Annotated in this window: 8 protein-coding genes; 1 reads left to right on the plus strand and 7 read right to left on the minus strand. The window is 67.0% G+C overall.

Annotated features, from left to right (window positions below):
• Positions 1-34: 34 nt before the first annotated feature.
• Positions 35-10018 (minus strand): hypothetical protein, encoded by a 9984-nt coding sequence (locus VN634_18060; GenBank protein HXC52795.1) that lies wholly within the window; start codon positions 10016-10018, stop codon positions 35-37.
• Positions 10019-10635: 617 nt separating this feature from the next.
• Between VN634_18060 and VN634_18065 the strand changes: the two genes are divergently transcribed.
• Positions 10636-11265 carry a porin family protein gene (locus tag VN634_18065; GenBank protein HXC52796.1) on the plus strand — a complete coding sequence of 210 codons (630 nt, stop codon included), beginning with the start codon at positions 10636-10638 and terminating at the stop codon, positions 11263-11265.
• 426 nt (positions 11266-11691) lie between these two features.
• Here VN634_18065 and VN634_18070 read toward each other — a convergent pair whose 3' ends face one another.
• The 6 genes from VN634_18070 to VN634_18095 form a co-directional block, all read right to left on the minus strand.
• Complete coding sequence (locus tag VN634_18070) at positions 11692-13044, minus strand: hypothetical protein (GenBank protein HXC52797.1); 1353 nt, start codon at positions 13042-13044, stop codon at positions 11692-11694.
• Positions 13045-13647: 603 nt separating this feature from the next.
• A complete protein-coding gene (locus tag VN634_18075; GenBank protein ID HXC52798.1) occupies positions 13648-14811 on the minus strand; it encodes a response regulator in 1164 nt (387 codons plus the stop codon).
• Positions 14812-15049: 238 nt separating this feature from the next.
• Positions 15050-15481 (minus strand): biopolymer transporter ExbD, encoded by a 432-nt coding sequence (locus VN634_18080; GenBank protein ID HXC52799.1) that lies wholly within the window; start codon positions 15479-15481, stop codon positions 15050-15052.
• Positions 15468-16163: a MotA/TolQ/ExbB proton channel family protein gene (locus VN634_18085; GenBank protein HXC52800.1), complete on the minus strand. Its 696-nt coding sequence runs from the start codon at positions 16161-16163 to the stop codon at positions 15468-15470. The genes VN634_18080 and VN634_18085 overlap by 14 nt, the downstream gene beginning before the upstream one ends.
• Before the next feature lie 53 nt (positions 16164-16216).
• A complete protein-coding gene (locus VN634_18090; protein HXC52801.1) occupies positions 16217-18568 on the minus strand; it encodes a tetratricopeptide repeat protein in 2352 nt (783 codons plus the stop codon).
• Between the two features lie 29 nt (positions 18569-18597).
• Positions 18598-19827, minus strand: a complete 1230-nt coding sequence (locus VN634_18095) for a vWA domain-containing protein (protein ID HXC52802.1) — start codon at positions 19825-19827, stop codon at positions 18598-18600.
• Between the last annotated feature and the right edge of the window lie 75 nt (positions 19828-19902).

Genomic DNA, 19902 nt, shown 5'->3' on the forward strand with positions numbered 1-19902 from the left:
GATGCGTAAGGCGGCAGATTGGCGCGGCTCGTCATCATTCTGTGCCGTCTCCGGCCGGTCCCTCTTCCTGCGGCTGATCCTGTGGCGCCTGATCCTGGCCTCGCAGCGACAGGCCTTCGGTCGAACCGTATTCGGTCGAGCCGACCTGCACGTTGCCGCCGTGATGACGGATTCTGAGGACCGGCCCCTTGCCGATGCTCTCGTCAGGCAGCCCGGGCGTCACGACGACGCCGGCATGCCCATCGGTAACGATCTGATGGATCTGGAAGCCGCGCTTGACGAGCCGGCGGCTGAGCCGCACCTGCTCGGCACCCGTTCCTGTGTCGAGCGTCACATGCAGGCCTGCGACCTCGCCCGCTTCCTCTCCTTTGAGTCGCACGACGGAGCGGTCGGCATCTTCGGTCGCTGCCAGCTCGCGCACCGCGACGAACGCGGCGACGTCCTGGGCCGAAGACGGCCCTGCCCCCGCGCACGTATCCGGCGAGAACGTCCCGACGAGGCGTTTGACCGCGCAGATCGCGTCGGCGACGTCGGTTCCGTTCTGGCAGTTGCAGTCGCCGCCGCACGTGCAATCGAACAGCGGATTGGCGTCGCCGACCACGCAGTGGACGACCGCGATCGGATCGCCGGCATCGATGCCCGGCGTGGTGTTCGCATCACCCGGCTCGCAGGCCGCGCACGAGTAGTCGGCGCACTCCGCAGCCGTACAGACCGGGACCGGACTCGAGTCGGCGGCAGCCAGCGTCGTGTCGCCGATGCAGAGCGTGCCGCTTCCGGCTGACGAACAGAGCACGTTCACGCGTGCGATCTCACCGTCGGAGAAATTGGTCGGCGGAGGAGTGACGTCGGCGACGAGCAGCGAGCACGTCTCGTCGATGCTGCAGGTGCCGTTCGACGCCGCAGTCCCAACCGTGCACGAAGTCGAACATGTCGAGGCCGGATCGCCGACGAGCTCGGTCTGAACGTCGCCCACGGACAGGCCGCCCGCGGCGAGCCCCACCGAGACGGTGCAGCTGCGTCCGACGAAACAGCTCTGCGTGGCAGGCAGCGTGAGCGCTGCGCACGGATCGCACGTATCGCTCGCCTCGATGCAGTTCGTGCCGGTGAGGCACGGGTTGCCGGCATGCGCACTGCACGTGCCACCGGCGCAGGTGTCGGCGCCTGTGCAATAGAGGTCGTCGGTGCACGGAAGCGTGTTGGCGTTGTGCGCGCACGCGCCGGCTCCGTTACAGACGTCGGTCGTGCAGACTTCCGAATCGTCGGTGCACGCGGTGCCCTGCGTCTCGACCGAATTCGGCGGACAGGTCCCCGCCGTCCCCGTGCAGAACTCCGTGAAGTCGCACGTCGCATCGATCGCGGCGCGGCAGACCGTGGTGGTATCCAGGACCGCATCGGCTGGACACGTAGGCGACGCTCCGGTGCAGTTCTCGACCACGTCGCACGAGCCCGCCGACGTGCGGCAGACGGTCGTCGACGCCGCGACCACATCGGCCGGACAATCCGTGGCAATCCCGGTGCATCGCTCGACGACGTCGCACGATCCTGCGGTTCCGCGGCAGATGATGGCCGACGTCTGAAGCAGGTCATCCGGACACGCGATGGATGAGCCGGTGCACAGCTCGACCGCGTCGCACACGCCGATGCCGGGGCGGCAGACCGTCGATGACGTGGCAAATGCGTTTGCGGGGCAGGCCGTACCGGTTCCGGTGCAGCGTTCGGCAGCGTCACAGATGTCGGCAGCCGCGCGGCATTCCGTCGTCGTCGGGAGGAACCCGTTGCCCGGACACGCAGCGGTCGAACCGGTGCAGTTCTCCGCCGCATCGCAAACGCCGCTCGCGGTGCGGCAGACGGTCGTGGTTGCCTCGAACGTATCCGCGGGACACGTGTTGCTGTTGCCGGTGCATCTTTCGAGAGGATCGCAGACTCCGGCCGACGTGCGGCACACGGTGGCGGAGGTCAGAGGCACATCGGTCGGACACGCGACGCTGCCGCCGGTGCATCGTTCGACGGCATCGCAGACGCCCGCCGCGCCGCGACAGATCGTGGCCGAAGTCAGCAGCAGGTCGCTCGGACAACCCGCAGCGGTGCCGGTGCAGGTTTCGAGCGCGTCGCACACGTCGACGGCGCTGCGACAGATGATCGCCGAGTTCACGAACGTGTTCGCCGGACAGGCTGCGGCGCCCCCCGTGCAGTTTTCGGCGACGTCGCACACTCCGGCCGATTCACGGCAGACGGTGGTCGAGGCAACGAAGGCGTTGCCCGGACATGCGCCCGACGTACCGGTGCAATTCTCCGCCACGTCGCAGATACCGGACGTGCCGCGACAGACTGTCGCGCTGCTCAGGAACGAATCGACAGGACAGGCCGCACCCGTTCCGGTGCAGTTCTCGGCCACATCGCATGGTCCGTTGAGCGAACGGCAAGGCGTCGTCGAACTGGAAAACGCATCGGTCGGGCACGTGGGCAGCGAGCCTGTGCAGCGTTCATCGACGTCGCACACGCTGACCGCGATGCGACAAATCTTGTTGCCGTTCGTAAAGCCGTCGGCCGGGCACGCTGACGAAACACCGTCGCAGGCTTCTTCGTTGTCGCACTCCGAGACGACCGCACGGCAGACCGTTCCGCCCGCAAGAACCCCGTTGGCCGGGCACACCGAAGACGAGCCGGTGCATCTCTCGACGGCATCGCATCCCGAGGTCGAGGTCCGGCACACCGTCGTCGAGACGGCGAACGTATTCGTCGGACAGGCGGCGGCGGTGCCGGTGCAGGTCTCGGCCACGTCGCACGTGCTGACCGCGCTGCGGCAGGTGGTCGTCGTTGCGGTGAACGTATCGGCCGGACATGCCGCTGCCGATCCGGTGCAGAGCTCGACCACGTCACAGACCCCGGCCGTCGAACGGCACGCTACGGTCGAGGCGACGAAGGCGTCGGTCGGACACGGCGCCGACGTGCCCGTGCACGTTTCAGCGGTGTCGCAGACTCCGGCGGAGCCGCGGCACGTGGTTGCCGCCGAGCGGAATGCGTCGATCGGACAGACGGACGACGTCCCGGTGCAGTTCTCCACGTTGTCACAGATGCCGGCCGACGAGCGGCACGACTTCGACGATGCGGCGAACGCGTCGCCCGGACATGCGATCGAGGTTCCGGTGCAACTCTCGTCGACGTCGCAGATGCTGACCGACGTGCGGCAGACGGTCGTCGACGGGACGAACGCCTGGACGGGACACGCGGCAGCGGTGCCGCTGCACGTCTCGGCCGCGTCGCAGACTCCGGCCGATGCACGGCACGTCGTGGTGGATGTGAGGAACCCGTTGGCCGGGCACACCGTGCCGGCGCCGGTGCAGAACTCGACGGCGTCGCAGATGCCGCCCGAGCCGCGGCACGCAGTGGTCGAGGTTGCGAATCCGTCCGACGGGCACGCGAACGAGGTTCCGTCGCAGCTCTCCGCAACGTCACAGATGGAGACGGCCGAGCGGCACGTCGTCGCGGCGCTGCGCGCGAGATCCGCGGGGCAGTTGTCGAGTGTACCGTTGCAGGTCTCGACCGCGTCGCACGAGTCGGTGGACGGGCGGCACACCGACGTGCTCTTCGAATCCGAAGGACACGCGGCAGTGCTGCCGGTGCAGTTCTCGATGTTGTCGCAGACTCCCGCCGACTCGCGGCACGTGGTCGACGAGGAAACGAAGACATCGGTCGGGCAGGCCGCCGCGGTCCCCGTGCACGATTCGCCCTGGTCACAGATGCCGGCGGACGGCCGGCACGGCGTTTCCACCGCAACGAAATCGTCCTGCGGACAGGCCGTCGCGGTTCCGTCACAGGTCTCTGCCACGTCGCACGATCCCGCGACGCCGCGGCACGTGGTGCCCGAATTCGAAACCACGTCGGACCCGCATGCGTCCGACACGCCGTCGCACGTCTCGACCACGTCGCAGCCGCCCGCGGACGAGCGACAAGTTGCCGAGCTCTTCGCATCCGCAGGGCATGCCGCCCCGCTTCCCGTGCACGTTTCGGTAAGGTCGCATACTCCGAGACTGTCGCGGCAGATCACCACGACCGTCTGGAACGTATCGACCGGACATGCCGCGGACGCGCCCGTGCAGTTCTCCGACGCGTCACAGACATCGGTAGTGCCGCGGCATACAGTGGTCGACGCGACGAACAGGTTGCTCGGACATGCGTTGGCCACACCGTCGCAGACTTCGGCCGTGTCGCAGACTCCGGCCGCCGGGCGGCACGTGCTCGTGCTCTTCGCATCGGCCGGACAGGCGACGGTCGAGCCATCGCAGGTTTCTGCGATGTCGCAGATTCCAGCGGACCCGCGGCACGTCGTGCTCCCCGTCGCGACGGCGTTGGCCGGGCAGTCGTTGGAGATTCCGTTACAGGCCTCGACGGCGTCGCACACGCCGGCAAGGCCGCGGCAGACTGCAGTGCTCTTTGCGTCCGCAGGACAGGCCGCGCCCGACCCAGTGCACTTTTCGTCGCTGTCGCAGACGCCGACCGCGCTTCGGCACGTGACCGTATTCGAAACGAACGTGTCCGCCGGACACGCCGCCGACGCACCGCTGCAGTTTTCCGTCACGTCGCAGACGTCGACCGTCGTGCGGCACGCAGTCGTCGTCGGGCGGAACACGTCGGTCGGGCACGCGTTCGCGACGCCGTCGCATGTCTCCGAAGTATCGCAGACGCCGGCCACCGCGCGGCACAGGCTCGTGCTCTTGGCATCGGCCGGACAGTCGACGGCCGAGCCGTCGCAGTTCTCCGCGATGTCGCAGATTCCACCCGATCCGCGGCACGTCGTGCTCGCGCTCGCGACCGCGTTGGCCGGGCAGTTGTCGGAGCTGCCGCTGCACGTCTCGGCGACGTCGCAGACACCGGCTGCGCCGCGGCAGACCGCGGTGCTCTTCAGATCGGCTGGACAGGCCGTCGCCATGCCCGTGCACTTTTCTTCGGCGTCGCAGATGGCGACCGCGCTGCGGCACGTGGTCGTATTCGGAGCGAATGTCTCCGCCGGACACGCGGCAGCCAGGCCGGTGCAGCTCTCGGCGGCGTCGCATACGTCGACGGTCGCCCGACAGAGCGCGCTGGTCGGCAGGAACACGTCGGCCGGACATGCGTTGCTGGTGCCGTCGCAGGTTTCCTGGGTATCGCAGACGCCCGCGACCGTACGGCAGACGCTCGTGCTCTTGGCATCCGCCGGACAGGCCATCGAGGTCCCGTCACAGGTCTCCGCCACGTCGCAGACTCCGCCGGCTGTGCGGCAGGTCGTTCCCAATGCCGCCGGAACGTTGGCCGGACAGTCGTTCGACGTGCCGTCGCACGTCTCGACCGCGTCGCAACTGTCGGCGAGGCCGCGGCAGACGGCCGTGCTCTTGGAATCGGACGGACACGCGGCTGCGCCTCCGGTGCATTTCTCCTGGGTGTCGCAGATTCCCGCCGATTCCCTGCACGTCGTCGACGAAGACACGAAGCTGTCGGTGGGACATGCGGCGGCGGCGCCTGTGCACGATTCGGCGACGTCACAGATGCCGGCAGTTCCGCGGCACTCGGTACCTGAAACGACGAACGCGTCGGAAGGACAGGCCGTGGCGGTTCCGTCGCACGATTCGGCAACGTCGCAGCTGCCCGCCACGCTCCGGCATGTCGTTGCGGTGCTCGCGACGAGATCGGCCGGGCACGAGTCGGAGGTTCCGTCGCACGATTCGGCGACGTCGCACACTCCGGCGACCGAGCGACAGACCGAAGTCTTCTTGCCGTCGGCCGGGCAGCTTCCCGCGCCGTCGCACGTCTCGATTGCGTCGCAGACACCGGCCGCGGAGCGGCAAGGCGTCGAAGTGGATGCGAATCCGTTGACGGGACACGCCGCGGACGTGCCCGTGCACGCTTCGGCAACGTCGCAGATGTCGGACGACGCGCGGCATGTGGTGCCCGATGCGACGAATGCATTGGCGGGACATCCCGCCGACGTGCCGCTGCAGGTTTCCTCGAGATCGCAGATGCCCTGCACCAGGCGGCACGGTGTTCCGGCCGTCGCGACGAGGTTGGCCGGGCACGCGAACGAAGTTCCGTCGCAGGTCTCGACGACGTCGCAGCCGCCGCCGGACGCGCGGCACGGCGTGCCGCCGGTCTTCGCAAGATCTGCGGGACAGTCGTTGTCGACACCGGTGCAGGTTTCGACCGCATCACACGCGTCGGTCGACGAGCGGCAGGTCGTCGAGCGCTTGGTATCCGTCGGACACGTGGCTGCAGTGCCGGAACACGTTTCGACGGTGTCGCATACTCCGGCCGATCCGCGACACGTCGTCAGCGACGTAAGGAACACGTCGGGGCAGGCCGCCGAGGTGCCGCTGCAGGAATCGGCGACGTCGCAGATGCCCGCCACGCCGCGGCAAAGTGTGCCCGCTCCGACGAATGCGTTCGTACAGACCGTCGACGTGCCGTCACAGAAGTCGTTGACGTCGCATGCGCCGGACGCCGTCCGGCAAAGCGTTCCGGAATTCCCCGCCGGATGCGCGCACGCGCCGGATCCGTTGCACTGATCGAGCGTGCACGGGTTGGCATCCGCGGTGCACGCGGTGCCTGCCGAGACCGCGCACGAATCGGTCGATTCATTGCATGAGTTGTTGCATTCGGTCGTGCACGGGTCGCCGGCGTGACCGCACGTGCCGCCGCCGCACGTGTCGGCGCCGTTGCAGAACAGGGAGTCGTCGCAGGGCGCCGTATTGTTGGTGTGCGTGCAGCTGTCGTTGGCTTCCTTGCAGACGTCGTCCGTGCAGACGTTGCCGTCCGTGCACGAGTTGGCTGCACCGGTACAGGTTCCGCCGCTGCACGCATCGTTGACCGTGCAGAACAGACCATCGTCGCACGGCGCCGTGTTGTTCGGATGCGCGCACGTGCCCGCGCCGTCGCAAAGATCGTCCGTGCACAGATTGCTGTCGCTCGTGCACGAGGTGCTGGCGGGAACGAATACGTTCGCCGGGCAAGCAGCCGCCGCTCCGGTGCAGTTCTCGGCAATGTCGCACACGCCGATCGAACCGCGGCAGACGACGGTGCTCGCCAGGAATGCGTCCGCCGGACAGGCATCGGCCGTGCCGTTGCAGACCTCGGCGGTGTCGCAGCTGCCGGCCGTCGCGCGGCAGGCAAACGAAGTCGTCCGTTTGGCATCGGCCGGGCACGTCGACGTCGAGCCGCTGCAGGTCTCGGCTGCGTCGCAGACGCCGGCCGCGCCGCGGCAGATCGTGCCGAGAATCGCAAAAGTGTTCGCCGGGCAGGTCGCCGCCGCGCCGTTGCAGGTTTCGGCGACGTCGCAGATGCCGGCCGAGCTGCGGCACTCCGTGGTCGAACTGAGGAACGTGTCGGCAGGACACGCGGCCGAGCTTCCGGTGCAGGTCTCGACCACGTCGCAGATGCCGCCCGAGCCGCGGCACGTAGTCGCGCTCGACGCGAACAGATCCGTCGGGCAGACGCCGCTGTTGCCGGTGCAGATCTCCGACGTATCGCAGACGCCGGCCGAGCCGCGGCAGACCACCGTGGTCGGCGACAGCACGTCGGCCGGGCAGGCGTCGGTCACGCCGTTGCAGGTTTCGACGACGTCGCACGAGCCGACCGCAGAGCGGCAAACCGCGGTGCTCTTCGAATCGGACGGGCAGCCGGCCGCCGTTCCGGTGCAGAGCTCGGCGAGATCGCAGACGCCCGCCGAAGAGCGGCAGGTCGTCGTCGAAGTGAAGAACGTGTTGGCCGGACACGTCTTCGCCGTGCCGCTGCAGAACTCGTTCGCGTCGCAGATGCCGCCCGACGCCCGGCACAGCACATCGGTTGGCGCCACCGCATCGGCCGGACAGGCCGTGCTTGCGCCGTCGCAGGTTTCGACGACGTCGCAGATGCCGCCCGAGGTGCGGCAGACCGTACCCGCATTCCCGGCCGGATGGCCGCACGAGCCGGTGCCGTTGCATTGGTCGAGCGTGCACGGGTTGGTGTCGGCCGTGCACGGAGTTCCCGAAGCAACCGCGCACGAATCGGCCAGCTCGTCGCACGAGTTGTTGCACTCGGTCGTGCACGGGTTGCCCGCGTGGCCGCAGACGCCGCTCGCGCACGTGTCGGCGCCGTTGCAGAACACGCCGTCGTCGCACGAGCCGGTGTTGTTGGTGTGCGTGCAGCTTCCGCCGGCCGCGGTCTTGCAGACGTCGGTCGTGCACGGATTTCCGTCGCTGCACGGGTTCGGGACGCCGCCGCCGCAGGTGCCGAGGCTGCAATGCTCATCCACGGTGCAGAACGCTCCGTCGTCGCACGGCGCGGTGTTGAACGTGTGCTGGCAGGTGCCGGAGCTGTCGCAGGTATCGTCGGTGCACGGATTTCCGTCGTCCGTGCACGGCGTTCCGGCCGGTGCGGCGCACGTGTCGGCGGTTTCGTCGCAGGTGCTGTTGCAGACTCCGACGCACGGAGTGCCGGTGTGGTTGCAGGTTCCGCCGCCGCACGACTCGGTGCCGTTGCAGAAGACTCCGTCGTCGCAGGTATTCGAGTTGGCCGGATGCGTGCACGAGATGAGCGTGCCGTCGCACACGTCGGTGGTACAGACGTTGCCGTCGCTGGTGCACGGCGTGTTGCTCGGCTGCACGCTGTCGGCGGCGCAGTTCTTGGTCGTGCCGTCGCAGCGCTCGATTGCGTCGCATACTCCTGCGCTGCCGCGGCAGACCGTCGTCGTCGGCGCCACGCTGTCGACCGGACACGTGGCCGCCGTGCCGCTGCAGGTTTCGGCGGTGTCGCAGATTCCGGCGGCGCTGCGGCAGACGATCGTCGCCGAGAACGAATCCGCGGGGCAGAACGGAGCGGTGCCGCTGCAGCGCTCGACCGCATCGCAGACTCCGTTCGAGCCGCGGCAGATCAGCGTGGTTCCCGCGAACGTGTCGGCCGGACAGTTGTCCGACGTGCCGGTGCACGTCTCCGACGTATCGCAGATGCCGTTGGCGGAGCGGCAGATCGACGTGCTGCGCGAATTGGCGGGGCACGATGCGCTCGCGCCGCTGCAGACTTCTGCGGTATCGCAGACGCCCGCCGACTCGCGACACAGCGTGCCGGTAAGGAAACCGTCGACCGGGCACGACTTGGCGGTGCCGTTGCAGCTTTCGCTGGTGTCACAGACGCCGTTCGCGGATCGGCACAGCACGCCGGCGCCGACGACCACGTCGGTCGGGCACGCGGACGATGCGCCGGTACAGTTCTCGGCCACGTCGCAGACGCCGCCCGACGCGCGGCAGACTACCGCGGTCGATGCGAAGCTGTCGCCGGGGCACGCGATCGAAGATCCGGTACACGTCTCGGCAGCATCGCACACCGCGGTCGAGCCCCGGCAGACCACCGTGGTCGGCGAAAGCACGTCGGCCGGACAGTTGTCGCTGGTTCCGTTGCAGGCTTCGATCGCATCGCAGACGCCGGCCGCGCCGCGGCAGACGGCGCTGCTCTTGGTGTCGCCGGGGCACGTCGTCGCGGTTCCGTTGCAGCTCTCGGCGATATCGCAGACGCCGCCCGAAGGACGGCAGACGACAGAGGTCGTGGCCAGGGCGTTTCCGGGACAGGTGGTCGTGCTGCCGGTGCAGGTCTCGGCAACGTCGCACACGCCCGCCGCAGCGCGGCATTCGAGCGTGTTCGGTGCGAGCACGTTCGCAGGGCAGTTCGCGCTCGAGCCGTTACAGACTTCGGCGAGATCGCAGACGCCGACTGCGGAGCGGCAGACCGCCGTAGAAAAAACATCGGCAGGACAATCGGCAACGATCGTCCCGACGGGAATGGTTGCGCACGACTCGAGAGGATCGCAGATGCCGGCGGACGCGCGGCACGTGGAAGTGAGAAGCTGGCACTTGGAGAGGTTGCAGCAGGCTCCGGAATCGCATTCTTCGGTGCCGGTGATCTGACCGTCGCCCTGGACGTCGCACTTGACGACGGCGTGCGAGTCGAGCGGCGAGATTGCGATCAGTCCGAACGCCAGCCATGTGGCGACGAACAGCCTCGAGCCAAAAAGTCTCATCATCCCTCCCTGTCGGAACCGATCCGCACTCCGCTTTGCACTGTCTGCGCCCGCGACGGAGGACCCCCGTCCCCATCAGCAACCAAACTATCCGGGCGCCTGCCCCCAGCAGGCCTCGAAACCTATATGAGTTCGCCGGGAGGCACCACAGACTTTCCCTGCGCTTTCCGGCCAAAACAGCCGTTCTGCAAGGGCCCGCGGCCGTCCGGACAGGCTGCCTCCACCCCGATCGAGGAGCTTCCCGTTGCCGGGCGGCGGCACCGGCCCTCGGCCCATCGCAGGCTTCGGCCGGATCCTTCGACAATGCGACCGGGGTGCTGTGCGGGGCGACTCCGCAAGATCAGCCGACGCCGGGCAAGCGGCGGTCCGACGGACCTGGTCACTGCAGCGGGTCGCCGGGATCGAATCGCCGCGGGCTCCGATTCCATGGATGTCACGCGATGCCTGCCAAAGCTCCGCGAATCATTGCAATGAGAGCGAGGATGCACGGTTACGGTCTCGAGGCGACGTGAAGAATCTCTCCGGCGCAGGACTCGTGCCCGATTGTTGTGCGCAGGCGGCTGCGTTGTGTGGCGCTTCCTCAGCGTGTAGGCTCTCGGGCTGGAGGCAACCAGGACATGACTTCAAGACACCTCGGACTCGCAATGGCAGCGGTATTCGCGGCCATGACCACCGCCACAGCCGGAGCTGCCGATGAAGCATCGCCGTTCGCCATAACTGCGCCGTACGTAAGCGCGGGCGCCGTCTATGCCGTCGAACAGAACGACAGCGACCTGCGCAGCGGCATCACGGCCCAGCCTGATTACGGCGACCTCAAGAACAGCGGGGGTTACGATCTGCGCCTGGGGTATGGCTTCGCGAAGATGTTCGCCGCCGAGGTCGAATGGCAGTCCCTGGTCAACTTCAACACCGACGCGCTCGACCCGGTCACCGGAAACAGCGCGCCGTCGGTCGAAGCCCGCATGCTCAGCCTGAACGGGCGAATTTCGCCGCTGACCGGCCGCTTCCAGCCTTACGCGCTGTTCGGCCTCGGCTGGTACAACGTGCAGGCCGACCGCCAGTCCGTATCGGTCCATGAAAGCTCGTTCGCGAGCCGCTTCGGCCTCGGAATCGCGGCCTTCATCACCGAGCGCATAGGCGTCTCCTTCGAAGCCGGCTACATCCTGCCGATGACCGGCGTGATCGGCGGCAAGGATCGTTTTGATCTGATCCCGATGACCCTCAGCGTCTTCTTCAAGTTCAAGTAGGTAGTTTCACGATTGCGGGGCGGACGACGATAGCGGGCCATCTGCTTCGTTGGATTCCGGCTTCGTTCGGTCGACGTACGGGAAGTACGACTCCCTCTCTACGCCGGAATCCGCCTCGCATCTGACCCACTCTCGTCGCCCGCGCATGATACGTCATGCGCGGGCTTTTTTTGTGGCTCTTCGCGGGCTTGTGCGGGTGCTTCGAGGTCGTGAGCTGCGCGCAACCAGCCTGATTTCCAGGCCCGGACCAAGATCATCCAGCCTTTGACGACGTTTTCACGGCGCGTCCGCCATCGCCCGACATTCCCCGGGGAATGTTCGTGTTTCAGCGAGATGGCCGCGCTTCGCGTCCATGTTTTTCCGGGCCCAGACCACTGCGCCGGCGATGGGAGCCTCGAGACGGCGTGCGGATGCCGCGTCGCACCTTTACGGCGCAGCCGCCATCCCCCGACATTCCCCGGGGAATGTTCCCGCATCGGTGAGATTGCCGCGCCTCGCGTCCATGAAGGCATGTCCGAAGTCGAGGTCCGCCTGATACTGGTTGTGTGCCGCGCAGCGCAGCTCGATGTTCTCCAGCGTAGGAGGTCCGCCCTTCGCGAAGGGAGCTCTGTGGTGGAACTCGATGTTGCCCGTCTCGCGGCAGCGACGTCCTCGTGCGTCTACGTAGCAGCAGCGTCCGGAGTCGCGTCGCCATACTTCGCGCCGCACGGCTGCGGGGATGGTCCGCGATCGCTGTTCTCGCTGCGAAGCGGCTGTATCGGCCGCGGGCATTGTGGCGGGACGGTCGGGGCATTCCGCGTTCGTCGACGTGGTCGACCCCGGTCGATCGGTGTATTTTTCTTTCGGCGACGTCATCGATTTCGGTCGATCGGTCGAGCCTGCCTTGCGCGCGAGTGTCCGGACGAGCAACACGTCGATCGCACGACTTATGATCGCGGCTGCGTCGCGACCGGTCGCGGACCGGCCGAGCAGATCCTGCAGCGACCGAAGCTTGTCGTGCGTTTCTTCGTCTACGGTGATCTCGATCTTGTAACGACGTGGGCTGAGCGGAACGATCGGCTTCGTCACTGTTGTCGGCTGGGCGGACCGTGGAGCGATCGCAGCACCGATGACCTCGGAGTCCGGCGAGTCCGACCGATTACTCGAGCGGCCGACCGACTCGCGGTCTGTCGAAGTGCACCGATCGCTCGCACCGCCGCCGACGAACTCGCGGTCTGTCGAAGCGCACCGATCGCTCGCACCGCCGGCCTGTTCGCGATCCAGCGACATCGGATCGGCCAACCCTGGCGCCGTCACCGCCGGCCCATCGTTCGCCGCGCCCGCACCGCGACGCCGCGGCATCGCACGAACACGCGACGCCACATCCGGTCGCGGCGCGAGCTCGGCAACCAGCCGCTCAACCTCGCGCGAGCTCTTGTGCCTGGCGCGCCCGAGCACTCTCAGGTGGTTCTCGTCGGTCAGATGCGTCGCCAGCAGATGGATCGCGCTCAGATGCAACTCCCCGCGTGCGACCAGGTCCAGCACGACCGGAAAGCGACGCGCCGTGCGCGCAGCCCAAAGCCGCTTGGCCGTTACCTGCTCCGACATGTGAAAGCGCTCCATGCAGAAGCTGAACATGGAAGAGCAGGCATGCGTAGCCCAGAGCTTGCGCTCGTCGATCTCGGCGATCGCGACGAGAAGCGCCGCGGTCGTACGACGGTCGCGAGCGACGAGGTTCTCGAAGTGATCGAGCAGTTCCTGTTCGGAAAGCTTTGCAACGCTGTCGAAGAATGTCGTCATGACGACGCTTGTAACACGGGTTTTTCAGGCGTCGTTCTTGGCAAGGACGCGACCGCTCAGAGACATGCGCCTGTCGCGACAAAGCGCGAGGTCTGAGCGGGATACGGGGCGGAGTCGGCGAAAAAAGCGGTGGGCTCTGTTTCGGTACGCTATACGCGACGTCAAACGGCGAAATATCGCGTCAAGCGAAATCGACATTGCGACGACGCTTCGATCACAAAAATAGCATAGCGCGGCCGTGATTCGCGCCCGACGCCGCGCGGATCGGAGCCCGCCGCCGCGTGCGTATTATCGACAAACCCGCGCACCCGTCGCCATCGCTCACACCGGTGCAGGTGCTCAAGACACCGATCGCTCTGAGGGCTGATGCATCGGACGAGACCTGGGTCACATTCCCCGCGGAATGTTCGTGCACCAGGAACTACCCGCCAATCTGAGGGAGCCCGTCTGATCAAAAACCCCGAGACAGCAACCCACGCCAATCCACGAAGACCCTTTTTTGTTTACGCTGCGTCGAACGAATGCGCGCAGCTTTCGCCGCGGGCGCTCACGAACTCGGCGAACCAGTAGCTCGCGAACTCAGCGAACCAGCGACTCGCGAGCTCAGCGAACCAGCAGAAGGAACAGCGCCAGCTCGTCCATCGCTCGTCCTACCGGATGGGCGGGGTGGGCGTGAATCACGGGCTGGAGGGTTACGGCGCACTTGTGGAAGATTTCCGGCGCGGCGGGGATTACGCCGTATTTTTTAAGGCCGAGCTGGCTGTTGATTTCGGCGGCGCTGGTGGCTTCGGGGATGTTGATCCGCGAGATGATGACGCTGCCGATCGGTACGCGCACGCCCCAGGTCTGGAACAGCGCCATCATCGCGCGGGCCGATGCGATCGCCGACGGCTCGCGCTCGATCACCATCGCGACGAGGTCGGCTTTGCACAGCACCTCGCGGTTCACGTCGGTCGCAGCCGACGGAAGATCCATGATCACGAGGTCCGACGTGCGGATCGCGGCGTCGGTGATCGCGCGGACGTGATCGACGCGAAGCGGGCGATAGTCTTCGGGGTTCTGCGGCGCGGCCAGCACGCGCAGGCCGCTCAGCTGCCTCGACAGGCAGGCCTCGAACTGCTCCGGACCGATCTGGTGCGGCTCGAGCGCCAGCAGCGTGTTGATGTCGTGGAGTGGAGCAATGTTGACGAGACGCGTGAGATTGCCGTAGTCGCCGCGCATCTCGACGGCGGTCACCGACAGCCCGCGCGTGCACAACGCCGAGGCGACATTGGCAACGATCGTCGTGGTACCGGCGCCGCCCTTCGAGCCGATCAGTGCGACCGTGCGTCCGCGTTTGGATGCCGCCGCGGTCGCGATACCGGACGCCGGTTCGGTGTTCTTGGCGGCGTAGCCCTCGATCGCATAACGCAGCGTGCGGGCAAGATGGCGTGAGCGAAGCTCGCTCTTGACGAGGTAGCCGGCGGCGCCGTGCTTCATCGCCTCGACGTCGACTTCGCGGGCGTCCTGGCCGGTCAGGATGATGACGGGGCCGAGGCGGCCTTCCTGCAGCTCGCCGCACAGAAGGTCGAGGCCGCTTCTGCGGCCGAGCCGGTAGTCGACCAGGTAGACGTCGTAACCCCCGCGCCGGATCTCGAGAATCGCGTCCTCGTAGGTCGGTGCCCAGACCAGGTCGAACTGCTCGTCCTCGACTTCCGCGAGGAGCTCTCGCGTCAGCGTGTAATCGTCTTCGTCGTCCTCGACGAGCAGGATGCGGATCACGCCCATGACCGGTTCTGGCTCCCCCTGAACCGAAACGCTCCGCGGACTCGGACCCGACCCACTCCCAACGGTTCCGTAGCGCAGCGCTGTGGCTCGCGAACCCTTTTACCGACTCGTTGAATCAATGACAGCACCGGGCGATTTTTCGCGCTGTGCGCACGCTCCCGGATGCGTCGTCCGGGAGCCAGGAAATCGGGGACAGACACCGATTTCCCGAAATCGGTGTCTGTCCCCGATTTTCCGACTACGGCGCCGGCGCCGGGGCCGCTTTCTGGGCGGCGATCGAGATGGCCGTTGCGCCGGCGCGCTTGGCGGCCTGCAGAATGTCGACGGCCTGGCCGAGCACCACGGTCTCGTCGCCCTGAAGAATGACGAGCTTCTTCGGATCGTCGGCGAGAAGGTCGCGCAGCGTCGGCTCGAGCTGGCCCATCTCGACCGGAAGCTGGTTGACGAACAGACGGCGGTCAGCCGTGACCGTGACCGTCAGTCCCCTCGCCTCCTCCACCACCTGCTGCGCTTTCGGCAGATTGACGGTGGCCGCCGACTCGACCATCGCCGACGTCGTGATCATGAAGATAATCAGCAGCACGAGGAACACGTCGGTCAGCGGAGTGATGTTGATCTCCGCCATGATCGAGTCGCCCGAGTCGTCGAGCGAGATCTTACCGAGTGCCATGCATGCCTCCCGCGTCCTCGAGGGCGAGCGACGCCGCCGCCGCTTCGACGAAGCGGCCGAGCCCGACACGAAGCTGGGTATCGAGGTTGCCGATCTTGACCTGGAAGTAGTTGAAGAACAGCAGTGCGAGGATCGCGACCAGAAGCCCGAGCGCGGTTGCGACCAGCGCTTCGGAGATGCCGGCGGCCACGACTGCGAAACCGCCGGTGCCCATCACGGCCATCTGGTGGAACGACTTGATGATGCCGATCACCGTGCCGAGTAGACCGATGAACGGAGCCGACGCCGCCACGGTTCCGAGCAGCCAGATGCTGCCCTTCATGCGGCGCACTTCCTCGAGTCGGCGCCGTTCGCCGTATTCGAGCAGGTCGTCGGTGCTGCAGCGGCCGAACAGCGGAACCAGCGGCGCGTAGATGCGCGCGGCCGGCGAAACGTTCATCGCGCCGGACAGCACGCCGGACGCCGCCACTGGATCGCCGATGCCGAGCTTCTCGCACGCATCCTCGGTGATCCCGTCGATTCCTCTGGCGACGCCGCGAAGTGCCCAGATCCGCTCGATCAGGATGCTGGTGACGATGATCGACATCAGGATCAGCGGGTACGTCACGTACCAGCCCTGCATCACGAGATCGAGGATGCTGATGCTTTGCGCGACGGCTTGCGGGGTAGTGGTCGGATCCATGTTCTCTCCTGAAATACTGGCTGCGATCTTGTAGGTCCCGGTCGGCGCCTTTGCTATCGGGCCGCTGTCGGACAGGCTTGCGCGGAAAGGTCCGCGAACCGCTTCTTCGTCTCCACGTCGCGAAGATCGGGACGAAACGTTTCGACCTCGCTTACGCTCGCGCACGCCTTGTCTTTCTGGCCGGCAGCCATCAGCGCTGCCGCTGTCGCGAGCCGCGCCTCGTACCATGCCGGCGTCGCGACTTCCTGAAGCTGCGCGAGCTTGGCCCAGTAACCGCTCGCTTCGTCCGGCTTGCCGCGCCGGTCGGCTACGAGAGCCGACGCGCGCAGCAGCGAACGCGATTCCGGCGTAGCGGCAAGAAGCTGCGCATACATCGCGGCCGCATCGTTGAGCCGGTTCTGCTCGACGTACGACTGCGCGAGGTTGAGGCGCACTTCCTCGGGAATCGGCCGGCCGGCCGCCCGCATCTTGTCGAGAAGCGTCGTCGCCATCGCCGCCCAGCGCTGCGACGCGGCCGGATCGGTCGGGGCTTCGTCGGCGCTGCGCCGCAGCAGCGCGCGCGAAAGCTTCTCGATGATGTCGAAATAGTTCGCTTCGGTGCCGGGGATCGACGCGAGCAGCTTGAGCGGCGGCTCGGCCTGGTCGACGAGGTTGAGCGACGTCGCCGACGCAACGCGGATCGCCGTGGTCGGCAGCGTCAGGTCCTTGACGTTCGGATACTTCGTCTCGAAATCGGCGAGCAGCGACAGCGCAAGCTTCGGATCGGCGCCGGGGCCGCTGCCGGCGGCCATCGCACGGGCAACCGTCGTGCGCGCCTTGAGATCCGGCGACGCGGTCGCACCAGGCGCCGAAGCGAGCTTGTCGAAGCGCGTCCACGCCGCCTCGGCGCGATCGTGCAGCACTTTGGCCCTGGCCGCATCGAGATTGTCGGTCGTCGTGATCACGTCGGCCAGGCACTGGACCTCGGCGGCGGCAGCACGCAGGCGGAAGGCGGGCGCGCCGTCGACCTTCTCGTACGCGTCGGCAGCGTCGGCGTAGCGGCGTTCGTCCTGCAGCAGCTCGGCGTAGCGGAACAAACCTTCGGAATGCGATTCGTGCTCCGGATACGAGCGCACGAAGTTTTCGGCCACGGCGAGAAACGCCGCGCGCGTCTCGGCCGACGGCGAGGCGCGGAAGACGCCTTCGGCTGCACGGAACTGGAGATACGCGGCTTCCGATGCGAGCGCGCCGCGGGGCGCAGCCGACAGATACATGCGAAGCTCACGCTCCGCATCCGCATAGCGGCCGAGCCGGAAGTAGCAGACGCCGAGGCGATGGTGGACTTCGTCGGCGTGGCTGCGCGCGCCGGCATCGGTCGAGCGTGCGATGCGCTCGTACGCCTTGGCCGCTTCGTCGAATTTCTCGGCGGCCGCCAGGTTCTCGGCGGCGATCCACTCGGCCGACACGGTCTGGCCAAGCACCGGACGCGGATCCTTGAGGCGCGCGATCGCCATCTGCGACACGCGCTGCGCGTACGTCGGTCCGAGCGACGAGAGCTGCGCGGCAAGCGACGCGGCCTCGCTGCGCGCCGATTCGCTTGCACCGCCGGCGGCGATTGCCTGGATCAGCGCATCGAGGCGCAGCAGGCGGATCTGCTTGAGAAGCTCGGCCGAAATTCCCGCGCTCTGCGCTTCGGCAAGCAGCTTTTGCGTTTCGGCCAGCGCCGCGCCGCCTCCGGCACGCACCTGTGCGAGCGCCATGCGCGCAGGCCAGTAGAGCGACGTGCCCTTGGCCTCCTGAAGGACCATTTCGAGATCGCCGACCGCCGCTTCGGTCTGGCCGAGCTCGCCTTCGGCCATGCCGCGACCGAGCAGGCTCTCGAGCCGCATCTTCTCGTCGGACGCGGCAATGAACTCGGAGAACTCGCGCGCCGATTTCTCGAGCCACTGCCGGCGCTTTTCCTTTTCACCCGGCGACAGCATCGCCATGCGGTAATGCAGCCACGACAGCTGCCCGGCGGCCGCGAGCGTGAAGCCGCGATCGAGCTGCCACCATTTCTGCGTGTAGAGCGTCTCCGGATTGCCGTCGTCGCGGATGATGTCGGCCTGAGCCTTGTCGAGACGCCCTTGATGATACGCGCGCAAGCGTTCGAGCAGCGGAAGGATCGAGTTCCCGAGGCCGAGCGCCGAGCGCCGGCTCTCTTCGCTTCCGCCGCGCACCCACTGGTCGTACGCGTCCGCGACCTGCACAGACACGTCGGCGAGACTTCCGAACAGCGCACGCTCGGCGTCCTCGCCGAGACTGCCCGACACCGCGCGGTCGACGTCCGCCGACATCTGCGCGATCGAAGCCGCCGCAGCCCGCGACGCGGGCACGGCGACGAGCGCAAGCACGAGCAGAACGCTCGCGCATTGGAACGCTCGCAAGCTCGACCACGGCAAGTCTCGCACGCTCGTTACGAACCGGCGGAAAATCGTCCGACCTCCTTTCGCCACTGCGGGCCGAAGGCGGCCACCAGCAGCGTCTCGGCGAGATCGGTGTTCTCGCGAACCTCGATCAGCTCACCTCCGCCGTCGTGTGCGAAGCGGCGGTAAAGCTCCTGGTTCTCGCGCAGGAAGTCGGGCATCGGCGTGATCGAGTCCGGCTCGCGACCGTGCAGCGTCCTGAACAGCTCGATCTCGTAGGAGCGATGCATCGATTCGGAGAGATCGAGGAAGTGCACCGTGCCTCCTTTTTCATGAAAGTCGCGCAGCGTTTTTTCGAGCGCGGGGATCTCGGGCTTCTTGGGAGGCGAGCTCGACACGACGACCATCGCGCGGTTGGCGTACTGCCTCCAGTCCATGTCCTCGACGGCCGTGCGCACGCCGGCGTAGAGGGCTTCCTCGTAGTCCCCTCCTCCGCCGGCTTTCACCGAAGTGATGAAGCTCTGCAGCTTGTCGGCGTGAAACGACAGCGACGACATGCGAACCGTGAAGTCGTCGCCCTTGTCCTTGAACACGACGATTCCGACGCGGGCGTTCGGCACCAGGCTCTGGATGCGCGTGACGAGGTCGGTGACGCGCTTCTTCACGATGTCGATCACGAACTCCATGCTGTTGGTCGCGTCGATCACGAACACCACGTCGAAGCCCCACTTCTGCATGAGCCCGACGAAGTCGCCGAAGCCTCTGCCGAAGCCGCGCCCGATCCCGCCGCCCATTCCGCCGCCCGCGCCCGTGCCCGGTCCGATCGCCATTCCGCCGCCGGTCGAGCCTGCGCTGCGCAGGCTCGAAGCCGAACCCATCGGATTGATCTTCGGCGCGACGTCCGACAGCCGCACGCCGACATCGGAAAGGTCGGGCGTCACCTGCTGGCTGGCGACAGTCGGAAGCGGCTCGACGTCGGCCGCCGCCTTCTGGATGGCTTCTTCGAGCGACTTCGAATCGTCGGTTCGGTCGGTCTGCGCATTGAGCTGTCCGTGGCCGACCAGCGTCGAAATCAGCTCGCCCTTGCCGCCGGCGCCGTTGCCGGGCCCACCGCCTCCATCGAGCATCACGGTCGCCAGCAGGAACAGCAGGATGATCGCGTGGACGGCCAGCGAGACCAGCCATGAGACGCTGGTCTTGAAATAGTCCTTGCGAAGCCACGGGTAGACCGAGGACCTGCGGCGCGGACGTCGTGCCCGGTCCTCGCTCTGGTTCGTCACGCGGGCGAATGTACCAGAGCGGGTCCGGAGAGCCAGACGAGCATTTTGAAACGCAGGGTGGCCGCCTGTTGCGAC

The organism is Candidatus Limnocylindrales bacterium (assembly GCA_035571835.1).
Classification (GTDB): Bacteria; Desulfobacterota; Binatia; order UBA1149; family CAITLU01; genus DATNBU01.

Excerpts from the sequence above, each read along its gene's own strand:
- VN634_18060 (HXC52795.1), bottom strand. The coding sequence starts at position 10,018 with ATGAGACTTTTTGGCTCGAGGCTGTTCGTCGCCACATGGCTGGCGTTC.
- VN634_18080 (HXC52799.1), bottom strand. The coding sequence starts at position 15,481 with ATGGCACTCGGTAAGATCTCGCTCGACGACTCGGGCGACTCGATCATG.
- VN634_18085 (HXC52800.1), bottom strand. The coding sequence starts at position 16,163 with ATGGATCCGACCACTACCCCGCAAGCCGTCGCGCAAAGCATCAGCATC.
- VN634_18065 (HXC52796.1), top strand. The coding sequence starts at position 10,636 with ATGACTTCAAGACACCTCGGACTCGCAATGGCAGCGGTATTCGCGGCC.
- VN634_18075 (HXC52798.1), bottom strand. The coding sequence starts at position 14,811 with ATGGGCGTGATCCGCATCCTGCTCGTCGAGGACGACGAAGACGATTAC.
- VN634_18070 (HXC52797.1), bottom strand. The coding sequence starts at position 13,044 with ATGACGACATTCTTCGACAGCGTTGCAAAGCTTTCCGAACAGGAACTG.